General features: G+C 63.7%; 15 protein-coding genes and 2 tRNA genes. 9 read left to right on the top strand and 8 right to left on the bottom strand.

From position 1 onward, the window contains the following. The first annotated feature begins 98 nt into the window (after positions 1-98). The 6 genes from IV454_RS12200 (at position 99) to trpC (ending at position 5,678) form a co-directional block, all read left to right on the top strand. Positions 99-812 (top strand): phosphoglycolate phosphatase, encoded by a 714-nt coding sequence (locus IV454_RS12200; protein WP_206091667.1) that lies wholly within the window; start codon positions 99-101, stop codon positions 810-812. Positions 813-1,003: 191 nt separating this feature from the next. Then, on the top strand, positions 1,004-2,500 hold the full coding sequence (gene trpE, locus IV454_RS12195) for an anthranilate synthase component I (protein WP_206091666.1): 1,497 nt from the start codon (positions 1,004-1,006) through the stop codon (positions 2,498-2,500). A 1-nt stretch (position 2,501) separates the two neighbouring features. Continuing rightward, positions 2,502-3,065 (top strand): anthranilate synthase component II, encoded by a 564-nt coding sequence (locus tag IV454_RS12190; RefSeq protein ID WP_054266128.1) that lies wholly within the window; start codon positions 2,502-2,504, stop codon positions 3,063-3,065. A 36-nt stretch (positions 3,066-3,101) separates the two neighbouring features. Then, a complete protein-coding gene (gene trpD, locus IV454_RS12185) occupies positions 3,102-4,133 on the top strand; it encodes an anthranilate phosphoribosyltransferase (RefSeq protein WP_054266127.1) in 1,032 nt (343 codons plus the stop codon). Between the two features lie 102 nt (positions 4,134-4,235). Then, positions 4,236-4,868: a LysE family translocator gene (locus IV454_RS12180; protein ID WP_206091665.1), complete on the top strand. Its 633-nt coding sequence runs from the start codon at positions 4,236-4,238 to the stop codon at positions 4,866-4,868. 9 nt (positions 4,869-4,877) lie between these two features. Beyond that, on the top strand, positions 4,878-5,678 hold the full coding sequence (trpC, locus tag IV454_RS12175) for an indole-3-glycerol phosphate synthase TrpC (protein WP_054266125.1): 801 nt from the start codon (positions 4,878-4,880) through the stop codon (positions 5,676-5,678). Between the two features lie 178 nt (positions 5,679-5,856). On the opposite strand, the gene IV454_RS12170 is transcribed toward trpC, so the two are convergent. Genes IV454_RS12170 through IV454_RS12145 form a run of 6 tightly spaced genes read right to left on the bottom strand, consistent with a single transcriptional unit; the run spans position 5,857 to position 13,107 of the window. Next, entirely contained in the window at positions 5,857-7,680 is a 1,824-nt protein-coding gene (locus IV454_RS12170) for a M61 family metallopeptidase (RefSeq protein ID WP_206091664.1), read from the bottom strand. Positions 7,681-7,726: 46 nt separating this feature from the next. Continuing rightward, a complete protein-coding gene (locus IV454_RS12165) occupies positions 7,727-8,317 on the bottom strand; it encodes a nucleotidyltransferase family protein (RefSeq protein ID WP_206091663.1) in 591 nt (196 codons plus the stop codon). A 14-nt stretch (positions 8,318-8,331) separates the two neighbouring features. Then, positions 8,332-10,551: a xanthine dehydrogenase family protein molybdopterin-binding subunit gene (locus IV454_RS12160; protein WP_206091662.1), complete on the bottom strand. Its 2,220-nt coding sequence runs from the start codon at positions 10,549-10,551 to the stop codon at positions 8,332-8,334. Between the two features lie 10 nt (positions 10,552-10,561). Beyond that, a complete protein-coding gene (locus tag IV454_RS12155) occupies positions 10,562-11,020 on the bottom strand; it encodes a (2Fe-2S)-binding protein (protein WP_054266122.1) in 459 nt (152 codons plus the stop codon). Positions 11,021-11,072: 52 nt separating this feature from the next. Beyond that, the gene (locus IV454_RS12150) at positions 11,073-11,864 is read right to left on the bottom strand and encodes a DsbC family protein (RefSeq protein ID WP_206091661.1); all 792 of its coding nucleotides are present in this window, start codon (positions 11,862-11,864) and stop codon (positions 11,073-11,075) included. A 25-nt stretch (positions 11,865-11,889) separates the two neighbouring features. Further along, on the bottom strand, positions 11,890-13,107 hold the full coding sequence (locus tag IV454_RS12145; protein ID WP_206091660.1) for an FAD-dependent monooxygenase: 1,218 nt from the start codon (positions 13,105-13,107) through the stop codon (positions 11,890-11,892). A gap of 117 nt (positions 13,108-13,224) precedes the next feature. Here IV454_RS12145 and IV454_RS12140 point away from each other — a divergent pair. Further along, a tRNA-Phe gene (locus IV454_RS12140) sits at positions 13,225-13,300 on the top strand. An 81-nt stretch (positions 13,301-13,381) separates the two neighbouring features. Beyond that, positions 13,382-13,457 (top strand) — tRNA-Phe (locus IV454_RS12135). Between the two features lie 430 nt (positions 13,458-13,887). Here IV454_RS12135 and IV454_RS12130 read toward each other — a convergent pair. Further along, the gene (locus IV454_RS12130; RefSeq protein ID WP_206091659.1) at positions 13,888-14,697 is read right to left on the bottom strand and encodes an alpha/beta hydrolase; all 810 of its coding nucleotides are present in this window, start codon (positions 14,695-14,697) and stop codon (positions 13,888-13,890) included. Positions 14,698-14,827: 130 nt separating this feature from the next. Then, positions 14,828-15,106: a DUF3997 domain-containing protein gene (locus IV454_RS12125; RefSeq protein WP_206091658.1), complete on the bottom strand. Its 279-nt coding sequence runs from the start codon at positions 15,104-15,106 to the stop codon at positions 14,828-14,830. A 541-nt stretch (positions 15,107-15,647) separates the two neighbouring features. On the opposite strand from IV454_RS12125, the gene IV454_RS12120 reads away from it, so the two are divergent. Further along, positions 15,648-16,205: a hypothetical protein gene (locus tag IV454_RS12120; protein WP_206091657.1), complete on the top strand. Its 558-nt coding sequence runs from the start codon at positions 15,648-15,650 to the stop codon at positions 16,203-16,205. Positions 16,206-16,211: the final 6 nt, after the last annotated feature.

Raw genomic sequence — 16,211 nt, 5'->3', positions numbered from 1 at the left:
ATCCAGGCGGCGCGGCGATGGTGCCACCCGGGCTGCGCACGAACAGGCCGCCAATCCCGGATCAACTGGTGCGCCGCGCCATCTACCGACTTCCTTCCATGTTTATCAACTCTACCAACGCCAGCCACACCCCGATCCGCGCGGTGATCATCGACCTCGATGGCACCATGCTCGACACCCTGCCCGACTTCCACGTCGCCATCAACGCCATGCGCGGACAGTTCGGCTACGCGCCGATCACGCGCGAGCAGATCGCGCTGATGATCGGCAAAGGCTCGGAAAACCTGATCCGCAGCGTGCTCGCGCTGGAGCTCGACGCCGCCAGTATCGAGCAGCGCTTCGATGAAGCCATGGCCTTCTACCAAGGTCACTACCTGGCCATCAACGGCGACCATAGCGCGCTGTATGACGGCGTGATCGACGGCCTGGAAGCGATGAAAGCGCAGGGCCTGCGCTTGGCCTGCGTGACCAACAAGCCGATCGCCTTCGCCACGCCGCTGCTGGCGCAAAAGGGCCTGGCGCCGTATTTCGAGATCGTGTACGGCGGCGATTCGCTGCCACGCAAAAAACCGGACCCGATGCCGATGCTGCAGGTGTGCGCCGACTTCGACCTGGCGCCGGCGCAGGTGGTGGCCATCGGCGACTCGTCCAACGACGCCGAGGCGGCTCGCGCGGCCGGCTGCTTTGTGTTGACGGTACCGTATGGTTACAACCACGGGCGGGCTATACACGAAACCGATTCCGATGGTATAGTTAGCTCGCTGTTAGAAGCAGCAAACCTGATTCGTTCGCATAACAACGACGCAAACTGAACCTCCACCACATGTTTTTCATCAAAAAACACAATGTAACCCAAACCGGCTCGATTGAGGCCTGGCTTTGGCGACGCTGGCAATCCTGGGCTAAGTAACCCCGTATTGATTGCTGTCGGCTGCTTCCGTGCGCCGGCAGGTTTTTTGAACCCCACCGCCCGCGAACACGCCATGGCGGCATGGAGAAAAGCATGACCGAACTCGAATTCAAATCGCTGGCCATCGAAGGCTTCAACCGCATTCCATTGATCGCGGAAGCCTTCGCCGATCTCGAAACGCCCCTCACGCTCTACCTCAAGCTGGCCCAGACCCAGAACGCTGGCAAGAACACCTTCCTGCTCGAATCGGTGGTTGGCGGCGAGCGTTTCGGACGCTATTCCTTCATCGGCCTGCCCGCGACGACGGTGCTGCGCACGTTCGGCACGCGCACCGAGATCGTCAAGAACGGCAAGGTGATCGAAACCCACGACGGCAATCCGCTCGACTTCATCGAACAGTACCAGGCGCGCTTCAAGGTCGCGCTGCGTCCGGGCCTGCCGCGCTTTTGCGGCGGCCTGGCCGGCTACTTCGGCTACGACACGGTGCGCCACATCGAGCGCAAGCTGGCCGACACCCAGCCGAAGGACGACCTGGGCCTGCCCGACATCCAGCTGATGGTGACCGAGGAACTGGCGGTCATCGATAACCTGTCAGGCAAGCTGTATCTGATCGTGTACGCCGACACGTCGCAGCCGGAAGCGTATTCCAAGGCGCGCCAGCGCCTGAAAGACCTGCGCATGATGCTGCGCCGCGGGGTCGACGCGCCGGTCACATCGAGCTCGGTGCGTACCGAAGCGGTGCGCGACTTCAGCAAGGAGGATTACCTCAAGGCCGTCGCCCGCGCCCACGAATACGTGATGGCCGGGGACCTGATGCAGGTACAGATCGGCCAGCGCATCCGCAAGCCTTACGTGGACAATCCGCTGACCCTGTACCGCGCGCTGCGCTCCTTGAATCCGTCGCCGTACATGTACTTCTATAACTTCGGCGACATGCAGATCGTCGGCGCCTCGCCGGAGATTTTGGTGCGCAACGAAACCGCCTCCGACGGCACCAGGAAAGTGACCCTGCGCCCGATCGCCGGCACCCGTCCGCGCGGCGCCACCCCGGAACGCGACGCCGAACTGTCGAAGGAATTGCTGGCCGACCCGAAAGAGATCGCCGAACACGTCATGCTGATCGACCTGGCGCGCAATGACCTGGGCCGCATTTCCGAAACGGGCAGCGTCAAGGTCACCGAACGCATGGTCGTCGAAAAGTACTCGCATGTGCAGCACATCGTCTCCAACGTCGAAGGCACTTTGAAGAGCGGCATGTCCAACCTGGACGTGCTGCGCGCGACCTTCCCGGCCGGCACCTTGACCGGCGCGCCGAAAGTGCGCGCCATGGAAGTGATCGACGAACTCGAACCGACCAAGCGCGGCATCTACGGCGGCGCCTGCGGCTACCTGAGTTTTGGCGGCGAGATGGACGTGGCGATCGCGATCCGCACCGGCGTGATCAAGGACGGCATGCTGTACGTGCAGGCCGCCGCCGGCATCGTGGCCGATTCGATCCCCGAAATGGAATGGCAGGAAACCGAAAACAAGGCGCGCGCTGTCCTGCGCGCAGCCGAACAAGTGCAAGACGGCCTGGATGGGGAGCTCTGAGATGCTGCTGATGATCGATAACTACGACTCGTTCACCTACAACCTGGTGCAGTATTTCGGTGAGTTGGGCGAGGAAGTGCGTACCGTGCGCAACGACGAAATCACGATCGACGAGATCAGCGCGATGCAGCCGGACCGCATCTGCATCTCGCCCGGTCCCAAGACCCCGGCCGAAGCCGGGATCTCGGTCTCCATCCTGGAGCAATTCAAGGGCAAGCTGCCGATCCTCGGCGTGTGCCTCGGCCACCAGGCCATCGGCGCAGCGTTCGGCGGCAAGGTCATTCGCGCCAAGCAGGTCATGCATGGCAAAACTTCACTGATCGCGCACACCGGCGTGGGCGTGTTCAAGAATCTTCCGAGTCCGTTTACGGTCATCCGCTACCACTCGCTGGCGATCGAGCGCGCGTCGCTCCCGGCCTGCCTGGAAGTGACGGCATGGACCGACGACGGCGAGATCATGGGCGTGCGGCACAGGGAGTTCGATATCGAGGGTGTGCAGTTTCACCCCGAATCGATCCTGTCCGAGCATGGCCATGCCTTGCTGAAGAATTTTCTCGAACGCTAAGCCTTCGTAACGCCCTGCCCAGATCAAGGAGCTGTCATGCCGATCACCCCACAAGAAGCACTGCTGCGCTGTATCGAACACCGCGAGATTTTCCACGACGAGATGCTGCACCTGTTCCGCCAGATCATGTCGGGCGAAATGTCGCCGACCATGATCGCCGCGCTCACCATCGGCTTGCGCGTGAAGAAGGAAACCATCGGCGAAATCGCCGCCGCCGCGCAAGTGATGCGCGAATTTTCGACCAAGGTGCCAATGGCCGACACCACCCACCTGCTCGACATCGTCGGCACCGGTGGCGACGGCGCCCACACTTTCAATATTTCGACCACGGCGATGTTCGTGGCGGCCGCCGCCGGCGCGCGTGTGGCCAAGCACGGCGGCCGCAGCGTGTCGTCATCATCCGGCAGCGCCGATGTGATCGAGTCGCTGGGCGCGAACATCAACCTGTCGCCCGAGCAGATTGCGCAGTCGATCGCGCAGACGGGCATCGGCTTCATGTTCGCTCCCAACCACCACGCCGCCATGAAGCATGCGGCCCCGGTGCGGCGCGAGCTGGGCGTGCGCACCATCTTCAACATCCTGGGTCCCCTGACCAATCCGGCCGGCGCGCCGAATATCCTGATGGGCGTGTTTCACCAGGATCTGGTGGGCATCCAGGTGCGCGTGCTGCAGCGCTTGGGCGCCCAGCACGCGGTGGTGGTATATGGCCGCGACAATATGGATGAAGTCTCGCTCGGCGCGGCCACCATGGTCGGTGAACTGGTCAACGGCGAGATTCGCGAGTACGAGATTCATCCGGAAGACTTCGGCCTGCAGATGATCGCCAGCCGCAATCTCAAGGTGGCGAATGCGGAAGAGTCGAAGACCAAGATGATGGAAGCGCTCAACGGCGAGCCGGGAGCGGCGTACGACATCGTGGCGCTCAATGCGGGTACGGCGCTGTACGCGGCCGGCGTGGCATCTTCGATCGAGGATGGCCTGAAAAAAGCACGCGCCGCCATCGAATCGGGCGCCGCGCGCGCCAAGGTCGACCAGTTTGTACAGGTGACGCAGCAGCTTGGTGTATGATCGTTTTAGTATCGATGTAGCTCCCTTTGCCTTACAACTCAAAACCGTCATTCCCGCGCCAAGGCGGCACTCGGCGGGAATGTCGGCTAGGATTTCGCCATCATGTTCGGCATCCACGACCTCCCCCTGTTCATTCTCTCCGGCCTGCTGCTCAACATCATGCCCGGCCCCGACTCGCTGTTGATCATGACGCGCAGCGCCACGCAGGGCTGGCGCGCCGGCGTGGCCGCCACCTTGGGCATCGGCGCCGGCACCATGATCCACGTGCTGGCCGCGGCCCTTGGCCTGTCGGCCATTCTGGCCACCTCGGCGACCGCCTTCATGGTCGTCAAGTACGTCGGCGCGGCGTACATTCTCTACATGGCGATTGGCCTGCTGCGCAGCAAACGGACCGACCCGGCCGTCGCCGTCGCCATTGCTCCCCTGCCGTACGCGAAAATCTTTGCGCAGGGCTTCCTGACGAATGTCCTGAACCCCAAGGTGGCGGTATTCTTCCTCGCCTTCGTGCCGCAGTTTATCGCGCACGATGCGCCCGGCAAGGCGCTCGCCTTTATCGTCCTTGGCTGCATTTTCAACCTGAACGGCATGCTATGGTGTACCTCGCTGGCCCTGTTCACCGCGCAGGCAAGCGCCCGCATCAAGGTCAGTCCCGGCATATCGCTTTGGCTTAACCGCGTGACCGGCGGCTTGTTCATCTGGCTTGGCATCGAGCTCGCCCTCTCCAAACAACACTGAGACCTCATCATGTCCGATATCCTCAACAAAATCCTCGCGGTCAAGGCCGACGAAATCGCCACCGCCAAAAAATACCGCGACCTGGCCAGCCTGCGCAGCGAGGTCGAAGCCGATGCCGAAGCGCGCCGCAACCTGCGCGGCTTTGAAGCGAGCCTGCGCAAGCACATCGCCGCAGGCCAGGCAGGCGTGATCGCCGAAGTAAAAAAGGCGTCGCCGTCGAAAGGCGTGCTGCGCGCGGACTTCCGTCCCGCGAACATCGCCGAAAGCTACGCGCGCCACGGCGCCGCATGCCTGTCGGTGCTGACCGACGTGCAGTTCTTCCAGGGCCACGTCGAGTACCTGAAACAGGCGCGCGCCGCCTGCGAGATCCCGGTGATCCGCAAGGACTTCATGATCGACATGTACCAGGTGTACGAAGCCCGCGCGATGGGCGCCGATGCGATTCTGCTGATCGTGTCGGCACTCGATCATGGCCTGATGGCCGAACTGGAAGCCTGCGCGCACGAACTGGGGATGGACGTGCTGGTGGAAGTGCACGACGGCGACGAACTGACGGCGGCGCTCAAGCTCGATACGAAACTGGTCGGCATCAACAACCGCAACCTGCGCACTTTCGAAACGTCATTGCAAACGACCATCGACCTGCTGGCGCGCATCCCGGCCGACAAGCTGGTGGTGACCGAATCGGGCATCATGACACCGGCCGACGTCAAGCGCATGCGCGACGCGAACGTGCACGCCTTCCTGGTCGGCGAAGCCTTCATGCGCGCGCCGGAACCGGGTGTGGAGTTGCAGCGCCTGTTCAGCTGAAACCCCCTTATTTAACTCACCCGCATGCCGCGCGCCGAACTGACCTTGAACAAAGAAGACGCCGTCGCACAATAAGCGTTGACGGGCATCGACTGCCCATCCCGATGCAAGCGCCCGGGCCACGGATCTGTACTCGTCGGCACCGGGCGTAAAGCCTTACACGTCGCTCGCAAGCGTCTCAACGCACCGCGCTTGGCCGCGCCGGTCCGGCGCCTTTCTTGCGCTCGTCGACCAGCGACAGTTTTACGTCCGGCACCCGGTCGCCTTGCAGCTGTACGCTGAACGTCATCAGCTCGTCGCGCCTGAAGGCGTGCACCGCGACCGTGTCGCCCACCTTGTAGCGCGCCAGCAGCGCATCCAGATTGGCCGGGTTGCCAGACACGCGCAAACCCTCCACCGCCACCAGGACATCGCCCGCCGACAGACCAGCCTTATGGGCCGCGCCGCCTTCATGCACCTGGGTCAGTTTGCAGTCGCCGCCATCGCGCCCGGTGCCCACGTCGAAGGCCGGTTTCGCATTCTTGCGCGTGTCCTCGACCTTCACGCCAAACGGCGCGTACAGCTTGGCCAGCGGCAGGTCGGCCGTGCCGCGCACGTATTTGTCGAACAGGGGTTTGAGTTTCAGGCCGCTGATGTCGTCGAACAGCGCTTCGACGTCAGCTTCGGTCACGCCGCGCCCCGCGCTCGCATAGAAATCGCAGCCGTAGCGCTGCCACAGCGCCAGCATCATATCGTCGAGCGACTTCTTGCCGTCGGTTTTGGCGCGGATGGTCAGGTCGAACGCCAGCGCGATCAGCGAGCCTTTGCCGTAGTAGCTGACGATGGCGTTGGGCGCATTTTCGTCCTGGCGGTAGTATTTGCCCCAGGCGTCGAAGCTGGAATCGGCCACGCTTTGCTTGGTGCGTCCGCTGCCGCGCAGCACGCCGCTGACGGCTTTGCCGAGCAGCTTGAGGTAAGCCGCTTCGCCGATGATGCCGCTGCGGACCAGCATCAGGTCATCGTAGTAGCTGGTGAAGCCCTCGAACAGCCAAAGCAGCGGCGTGTAGGTTTCGTTCTGCAGGTCGTAGGGCGCGAACGCGGCCGGCTTGATGCGCTTGACGTTCCAGGTGTGGAAATACTCGTGGCTGCACAGGCCGAGGAACTTGAGGTAGCCTTCGCCGATGTCGGCCGCGCGCGGGGACGCGGTGCTCGGCAAATCGGCGCGCGCGCAAATGAGCGCGGTGGACGCGCGGTGTTCCAGCCCGCCGTAGCCGTCGCCCACGGCCAGGGTGAGAAAGACGTAGCGGTCCATCGGCGCGCGCCGCGTGCGCGGCTCGAAAAAAGCGATCTGGGTTTCGCAGATCGCCTTCAGGTCGGCCTGCAGGCGCCCCATGTCGAGGTTGGGTACGCGGCCGGAGACGACGATGTCGTGCGCGATGCCGTGCGCCTTGAACGTGGCCAGCGCGAAGTCGCCCATTTCGACCGGATGGTCGATCAGTTCATCATAGTCGCCGGCGACGTAGGTGCCGAAGCCGTAGCGCTTCGCGCCCAGTTCGGGCAGCGAGGTCGCCACGCGCCAGGTCTTGGCGGCGGCATCGGGCGGACGCTGGATGTCGACTTCGTGCGCAGTTTGTTCCTGTCCCAGCACGCGCAGGTACACGCTGGTGCCGTTGAAGAAGCCGTGGGTCTGGTCCAGGTGCGCGGCGCGCACCGACAAATCCCAGGCATAGACTTCGTACTGCACGCTCAAGGGGCCGGCCACCGGGGCGGCTTGCCAGGAATGTTTGTCGAGCTTCGTCAGCGCGACCGGCTTGCCGTTCGATTCGGCGCGGATCTGGACGATATTGCGCGAAAATTCGCGGATCATATAGCTGCCCGGGATCCACGCGGGCAGCGCAAACACCTGGCCGTCCGGCGACGGCGCGGCGACGGTAACGGTCACGTCGAACAGGTGCGCACCCAGGTCTTTGGGAACAATGGCGTACTTGATGGCAGCCGCCTTCTTGGATGTCGTTTTTTTCATGATCAATGGGTAGTTCGTGGAGATGGACCAGCGCAGGCTGTCGACCTTACGCGAGTGTACTTGTTTTTAACAGGTCCGCGACGGTATCGATGTCCGAAAAAATGCCCGGATCGTCGACCGCAACAACACTCACCGCTTGCGCTTTGAGGATGGCGCGCGCGCCCTGGTCGCCCTGGAGCGCCAGCAGCGCGTCGAGGTGGACACGGCCAAAGCCGACCGGATTGCCGCGCTGGCCGGCATGCAGCGGCACCGCGATCGGCGCGCCCTGCTCCAGCGCGGCGCGCAGCGCCAGCATGGTGGAGCCGCGGACATGCGGCATGTCGCCCAGCGCGATCAGCCACGATGGAGCGTCGGGCAGCGAATGGCGGATCGCATGCACCAGGGACGCGGCCATGCCGCTGTCGGCGTCCGGACAGACAGTGACGATGCAGCCGAGCGCGCGCAGGCAGTCGCCCACGCCGCCATCATCAGGCCGCACGACGGCGATCACTTTGTCTACAGAGGAGAGCAAAACGCGGGCGCTGGCGGCGACGACCAGCTCGCCGCCAGGCAAAGGCTGGAGCAGCTTGCTCGCCGCGCCAGTCGGATCGAAACGACGCCCCCTGCCGGCGGCCAGCAGAATGCCGACAGGGGTCATGGCCGCATGCGCGGTCAGGCCGCCTTCAGGTCGAACGGCAGCTTGCGCAGGCGCCGGCCCGTGAGCGTGAACAGCGCATTGGCAAACGCCGGCGCCAGCGGCGGCAGGCCAGGTTCGCCCATGCCGGTCGGCGCGGCGCTCGACGCCACTGTGTAGACGTCCACCTGCGGCATGTCGGTCATGCGCGCCACAGTGTAGTCGCTGAAGTTCTGCTGTTCGACCACGCCATCCTTGAGCGTGATCGCCGCACCCGGCAAGGTGGTGCCAAGCGCCATCAGCACCGCGCCCTGCACCTGCGCTTCGATCGTCAATGGATTGACGACCTGGTTGCAGTGGATGCCGGCGGTGACTTTATGCAGCTTGGGTACGCCCTTCACGACGGACGCTTCGACCACATACGCGACCACGGAGCCGAACGACTCGTGCAGCGCCACGCCCCATGCGCGGCCCTTGGCCAGCTTGCGCTTGCCGTAGCCGGATTTTTCGACCGCCAGGTCGAGCGCGGCCAGGTGGCGCGTGTGCTTCTCGCCGATGAGCTTCTTGCGGTAGGCTACCGGGTCCATCTTGGCCGCGTGCGCGGCTTCGTCGATCAGGGTTTCCATCACAAAGGCGGTGTGGGTCGAGCCTACGGAACGCCACCACAGCACCGGCACGTTGGCCTTGGCATTGTGGACGGTCAGTTTCATGGGCACCTCGTACGGCGCGCCCATGCCTTCGACCATGGTGGCATCGACGCCATCCTTGATCATGAACGGCTCGAACGGCGTGCCGCTGATGATCGACTGGCCGACAATGGCGTGATCCCAGGCGAGGATATTACCCTTGGCATCGAGGCCGATATCGGCGCGGTGCACGTGCGACGGACGGTAGTAGCCGCCCTTGATGTCGTCTTCGCGGCTCCAGATCACTTTCACCGGGCCGCTCTTGCCGGCCGCCTTGTAAGCCTTGGCGACATTGACCGCTTCGACCAGGTAGTCCGACGTCGGCACCGCGCGCCGGCCAAAGCCGCCGCCCGCCGTCATGGTGTTGAGCGTGACCTGTTCGGCCTTCAGCCCCGCGGTGGCGGCGATGGCGGCCTGGTCGACCGTCTGCATCTGGGTACCGGCCCACACGGTGCAGCTGTCGGCCTTGAGGTCGACGACGCAGTTGAGCGGCTCCATCGGCGCGTGCGCCAGGTAGGGGAACTCGTAGAAGGCCGAAATTTTCTTCGGCGCGCCCGCCAGCTTGCTCACGTCAGCCTGTCGGGCGACAGTGCCAGCCTTCTTGGACAGCGCCTTGTACTCCGCCATCTGCTTGCTGGTGGTGACTTTCTCGACCGCGCTGGTATCCCAGTCGATCACCAGCGCGTCGCGGCCCTGCTTGGCCGGCCAGTAGCCGTCGGCGATCACCGCCACGCCACGCCCGCCGCGGTCAAGCGCGATTTCCAGCACCTCGATCACGCCCTTGATCGCGCGCGCCTTGGCGGCGTCCAGCTTGGCGACTTTGGCGCCGAACACCGGCGGGTGCGCCACCACGGCCACCTTGGCGTCAAGCAGGGTGAAGTCGATGCCGAACTGCTGCTTGCCGCTCGACTTGGCCAGAGAGTCGAGGCGCTTGACCGGTTTGCCGATGAAGCGGAAATCCTTGGCATCCTTGAGCACCACCGTGGCCGGCATGGGCTGCTTCATGGCGGCATCGGCGAGCGAGCCGTAGCTGGCCTTGCGGCCGTCCGGGTGAATCACGAAACCGCTGGCGGTGGTCAGCTGCGCGGGGCTGGCCTTCCACTGCTCGGCGGCGGCGGCGATCAGCATGGCGCGCGCCTTGGCGCCGATTTCGCGGTACTGCATGAACGAGTGGGCGATGGTGCCCGAACCGCCGGTGATCTGCATCCCGAACACCGGGTCCTTGAAGGCGTCGCCGGCGGGCGCGAGTTCGCCGCGCATCTGCGACCAGTCGGCGTCAAGTTCCTCGGCGATCAGCATCGGCAGCGCGGTGTGCACGCCCTGGCCGAATTCGAGCCGGTTGACCATCACCGTGACGCTGTTGTCCGGCGCGATGCGCAGGAATGCGTTGGGCGCGTACACCGGCTTGGCGGCGGCATCGGCCGCGCGCGCGAACTTGTTCGCACCCGGCATGAAGAAGCCCAGCACCAGGCCACTGGTGGCCACCGCGCCGGCTTTCATGAAACTGCGGCGCGACATGCCGCCTTCCGGCGGACGTGTCAACGCCGCCTGGTTAATCCATTCTGTACGCATGCGGCTCTCCTCAGGCTAAGGTGGTGGCCGCGTCCTTGATGGCTGCGCGGATGCGTTGATAGGTACCGCAGCGGCAGATATTGCCGCTCATGGCGCCGTCGATATCGGCGTCGCTCGGCTTCTTGTTGGTGCGCAGCAGGGCCGTGGCGCTCATCACCTGGCCGCTCTGGCAGTAGCCGCATTGCGGCACGTCGTGGCGCACCCACGCATCCTGCACCGCCTTGCCGACCGGGTCGGCCTCCATCGCTTCGATGGTGGTGATCTTCTGGCCGGCGGCGGCCGAAATCGGCGTGATGCACGAGCGGATAGGATCGCCGTTCAGGTGCACGGTGCAGGCGCCGCACAGGGCCGCGCCGCAGCCGAATTTGGTGCCCGTCATGTTCAGGTTATCGCGCAACGCCCACAAGATGGGCGTAGCCGGATCGGCGTCGACCTGCATCTCGCGGCCGTTGATATTCAATGTGACCATCTGTTACTCCCTCTTGGTGGTACTGCGCTTTGGACTGCTGTTTTATTCTGCTTTATTTTTTCGCGACGGCGGCAGGTGCCGCTGCCGCCACTGCGGCCGCCGGCTTGGCCGGTTTGCCCGGCGTGCCCAGGCTGGCGAATTTGGCTTCCAGGCCCTTGGTATCGATCGCGCCCGGAATGCGGCTGCCGTCGGCGAAGAAGATCGCCGGCGTGCCTTCGATGTGCAGCTTGCGACCGAGTTCGAATACCTTCTCGTTCGGGCTGGCGCAGGCAGCGGCGGCCACCGGCGCGGCCTTGTTGTCGATCATCCAGTCATCCCAGGCCTTGTTGCGGTCGGGCGCGCACCAGATGTTCTTGGACTTGACCGAGGAATCCTCGGACAGGATGTTGTACATGAAGGTGTACACCGTCACGTTGTCGATTTCCTTGAGCGTGGTCTGGCGGAAGCGCTTGCAGTAGCCGCAGTTCGGGTCCTCGAAGATGGCCATCATGCGCTTGCCGTCGCCCTTGACCTGCTTGAGCGCGTGTTCGAACGGCAGCTCGGAGAACTTGATCATGTTGATCTGTTCGACCCTTTCCTTGGTCAGGTTGCGCTGCGTCTGCGCATTGATCACATTACCGAAGAACAGGTACTTGCCGCGCTTGTCGGTGTAGACGATGTCGCCGTGCGCGCGGATTTCGTACAGGCCGCCGTAGGGCGTCTTCTTGATCGACTCGATTTTCACGTCCTTGCCCAGCTTGGGCTCGACCCTCTTGCGGATGGTTTCTTCCACGGTCGGCTTGGCGCCCGCGGTAGCGGCGAACACGCCCGTCAGGACGAGCAGCGCGAATTTTTTGTTTAACATGATGATCTCCGATTCATTAACAGCGCTACTTGCCCATGGCGTGCGACATCAGTCGACGCTTGAGAACAGGCAACTTATCCAGCAAGTTTAATCCCAAATTACGGGCGATGCGTAGCGGCTCCAGATTCGTGCCGAACAGGCGCGCCAGGCCGTCCGTGGCGACCTGCATCAGGAGAATGTCTTCCTTGCGCGCGCGGGCGTAGCGCGCCAGCACCCGTTCGTCGCCGATGGCGCGCTGCGGCGCGCGCGCGGCGATGGTCTTGAGCAGGCCGGCGACATCGGCAAAGCCCAGGTTCATGCCGTGGCCGGCCAGCGGATGGACCACGTGGGCGGCGTCGCCCACCAGCGCCACGCGCGGCGCGACGATGGCGTGCGGGCGGATCAGCACCAGCGGCAAATCCTTGACCGCCTCCGGCTGCAGCGGTTTGAGTTCGCCCAGCTTGTCGCCGGCCAGCACGGCCAGGCGCACGGCCAGTTCGCCCAGGCTTTCGTTCATCAGGGTGTCGGCCAGCGGATCGGGCGCGGACCAGACCAGCGAGACGCGCTTGCCGGGCAGCGGCAGCAGCGCCACGATGCCCTCTTCGCCGGTGAACCACTGGTGCGCCACGCCGTGATGCGGCTTGTCGCAGGAAAAATTGGCCACCACCGCGCGCTGGTGGTAGGCGCGGTAATCGACGCCGATATCGCATTGGCCGCGCACCCACGACTGGCCGCCGTCGGCGCCCACCACCAGGGCGCTGGCGATGGCGCTGCCGTCGTCGAGACGCACGGTGGCGCCATCGGCTTCCAGCGCCAGGCTGACGGCGCGGCCCTGGACGATGGTGACGTTGGCGGCGAACCTGAGCGCGGCGTCGAGCGCCTGGTTCAGGTTGCGGTCCTCGACGATCCAGGCCAGCGCGCCGACATGGGCGCCGAAGGCGTCGAACGCCAGGTCGCCGGGGTGGGCGCCATCGCCATTGACAGCCATGGTGTCGACCGCGGCCACCCGCTCCATGTCGAGCGCGCCCCAGACCTTGAGCGAGGATAGCAGTCCGTGGGCGGTGTGGTTGAGCGCGTAGACGCGCACATCCCAGGGCTGTTCGCCGGCGGCGGCCGGGGTGGATGGGGGCGATGGCGGGACCAGCATGGTGACACTGTGACCGGCCTGGGCGAACCCGAGGGCGGCGGTCTTGGCGATGGCGCCGTTGCCAACGATGCACACCGCGCTCTGATGACGCGCGGAAGAGGAATTTGGACTAGTCATATAGAGCATTATAGCGGTTGGCAAGGAGACAGTTTTCGCCCCGGCCAGAGGATTTGTCGAGAAAGTTGTCGGTCGGACTTGCAAAGCGCGGATCGGGTGTCTATAATCATGCCTCTTGGCCTGGTAGCTCAGTCGGTAGAGCAGAGGATTGAAAATCCTTGTGTCGGTGGTTCGATTCCGCCCCGGGCCACCAAGAATTCATTTTCGCCGCCTCAGGGTGGCGTTTTTGTTTGTTGGAGTTGCCCCTCGGGGGGCGAATGTTGTAGATGTACTTGGCCTGGTAGCTCAGTCGGTAGAGCAGAGGATTGAAAATCCTTGTGTCGGTGGTTCGATTCCGCCCCGGGCCACCAAGAATAAATAAAACGCCACCTTCGGGTGGCGTTTTTGTTTCCGGGATCCGCCGCCCGCAGCGCCCGCCGCCCTCCGGCCGCACCCTGCAATGCCGACTAGGGGGGGAGCGGACGCATCACGCAGTTTAGCCGGCGGCACGAACGAGCCGCGCAGCAGACTAGCGCGCGAGTGCCGCCAGATATGGGCGCCTCCCCTTCTTGAGCCGCTCAGCTCGAAAAAACGCCTGCCGCGCTTCGTCATTTTTCTGTCATGGCAATTCTCATCCGGGAACGTTGACAAAGCACAATAGAGTTACCAAGAACAATGTGGGTAATTGCAAGGCAGGCGTCACGCTGACATTGGGGCGACAACGACCCTGACCTTCACCGTAGCACGCTACGGATGAATGCCAGCATGTCGGCGCGGCAGCGCCTGGACTCGGCCAACAGCTCAATGAAGTAAAAACTGTGCGGCACGTCGCGCCATACCGTCAGACGCACTGGCGTGTTCGGCGGCGCGCCGGCTGTCGTCAAGCAGGATTTCCTGGCTCGAGACGTGCAGGTGGATCGGGGTCAGACCCGTCCAGTCGCCCAGCAGCGGCGAGGCGTCCGGATGGTCGGGCGACGTAGCGCCGAGATAGACCTTCCACGTCCACGGCCAGGCGTTCGGTCCCATCATGCAATCCTTGGCCGCATTGGTCGCGGCGGACGGACTTGCGGCCGTCAGGTCGAGCGGCGCGGACATCAGGATCGCACCGCCCGGCTGCGGCAGGCCGGCGCGGCGCGCGCGCATCAGCGTGGCCAGCGCCAGGTTGGCGCCGGCCGAGTGGCCGGTGACGACGATCCTGGTTGCGGGAACGCCAGCGGCCAGCAAGCCGGCATACACGGCGCAGCAATCGTCGAGCCCGGCCGGGAACGGGTACTCGGGGGCGAGGCGGTAGGGTACGAGCAGGACCGGCCGGCCCAGCTTGCGCGCCAGCCACCCGCCGAAGCGCCGCTCGGTCAGCGTTGGGCGCATCGCGAAGCCGCCGCCGTGCAGGTGGACGAGCACGCCTTCACGCGCCAGGTGCCGCGGCCCGATCCATTCCACGCCCACGCCGCCGACCTCATCCAACGCCACGGCCACGCGCTTGCGGCCGATCGCACCGAGACGGTCGGCGTTCGTGTAGGTCTTGCGCATGACGGCGACGGTGGGCAGCTCATCCCACAGGTGTCGTATCGTGCGCTTCAGCGCGGCGTTAACCAGGGTTCGGATGAGCATGAAATCGGCTGTAAGGGTAAGCGGTCACAAGGCGTTGTATGGATGGCGTCCGGCCAATCGCGGCGGTCGATGACCGCGAATAGCTTACCCGGCAGCGGATCCTTCGGATCCTGGCAAGCAGGCACCGGGATCATTCCAACGAAGCCAGCACCTTCGAAAATTTGGGAAGCTTCAGGGCGGCTGACTTGCGTTGAAACGCGAGCGCCGTCAGAGGGCCTGTCACGACGTCGCTTGGCTCGGCGTAGGACGTATCGTTCATGGAGTCTACGATGAAATAGTGGGTTGTGCTGCGGTCGTTGGCGGGGTGCTGTTTTGCTACCAAATAACGCCCATCCCACCCTACCGCAAACACGGTACTACCAACTCTATCGATAAAATTACCGCCATCGAGCTGGCGGCAAATCGCCATATTTTCCGAAGTATCGATCGAAAGCAGTACGTACGGACCGGCCCTCCATGCGATTCCAGAGTCGAATAGTCCGCACGAACTCAAGAGCCCGTAGATCGTAATAATGATGAGACACCGAAATCGTTGATGCATATCCCGCCTATCGTCGTTGAACTCACCGGAGCGTGTCCGCACGCTCCGGTGACATGTTTACTGCGTATTTCCCCCGCCGGATTTCCATACTCAAAACGGCTGCCCACCAGCTTCCGGCTTCGGATAAAGGCCAGCACTCGCCCAGGCGGTGTTGCCGCCCGCTTTATCCGGCGACCGTTGCCGCGTTCCCATCCGCACGAGGCACCATTATGGCTGTTGCAGCCTTCGGGCCGTTTTATCGACGGTAACTTTCAACACGCTCGGGGATATCTTCGCGCCCTCAAACACGTATCGTTTAGCCAGCCGGAAAATCATCGGCAAGAGTGCATCGTCATCTGGCCGCTATACTGCGCCCGGCGGCCAATTGCGGTCGCCTCCGCTCAAACGCTTGCCAACACCCGGGATCTCATTGTCGATGCGCACTTTTTCATACTGGCTGTGCTTCGGGCTGGTCGCCCCTTCGTACACTATCGGCCCCGTCTTTACCTTGCTGCAACTGGCCGGTATTTCGCCTCCCGGCGTGGAACTGCTGCAGGTATTCTTCCCGTTCGGCTCGCTCGTCCCAGGCTCACTTGGGTTCTTCCTGCCGCCAATTCCGGCATGGCTGCAGTTTTTCGTGTTGCTCGCCCTTGTGGTGCGCCGCATATGGCTTTGTTACGCCCGCGGCAAGCGCGTACCGCCGACGTACGCCGGCCTGCCTCAAGTGCTTGGCTACATTGGCACCGTGTCCGTCATTATCACGGCCATTGTGTTGGTGCTTATCATCGTGTTGAAAGCCGGAACGATCGCTCCGGCAGGCATAACGCTGCTGCCCGCAGTGTTCTGCGTACCGTGGGCATTTTTTCTTGCGGAGCTGTTCAGCCTGCGCAAGTGGAATAAAATAGAAACCGCGAAGAAGCGAAACGCCGGCGTTGGACGGCGTTTTTACTGCTCACGCGCTCATGAACTGTGCGTCCCCGTACGATAACGGGCG

The organism is Massilia antarctica, assembly GCF_015689335.1.
Lineage (GTDB): Bacteria > Pseudomonadota > Gammaproteobacteria > Burkholderiales > Burkholderiaceae_D > Telluria_A > Telluria_A antarctica.
The sequence above is the reverse complement of the archived record's forward strand: the minus strand, read 5'-3'. Positions and strand labels throughout refer to the sequence as shown.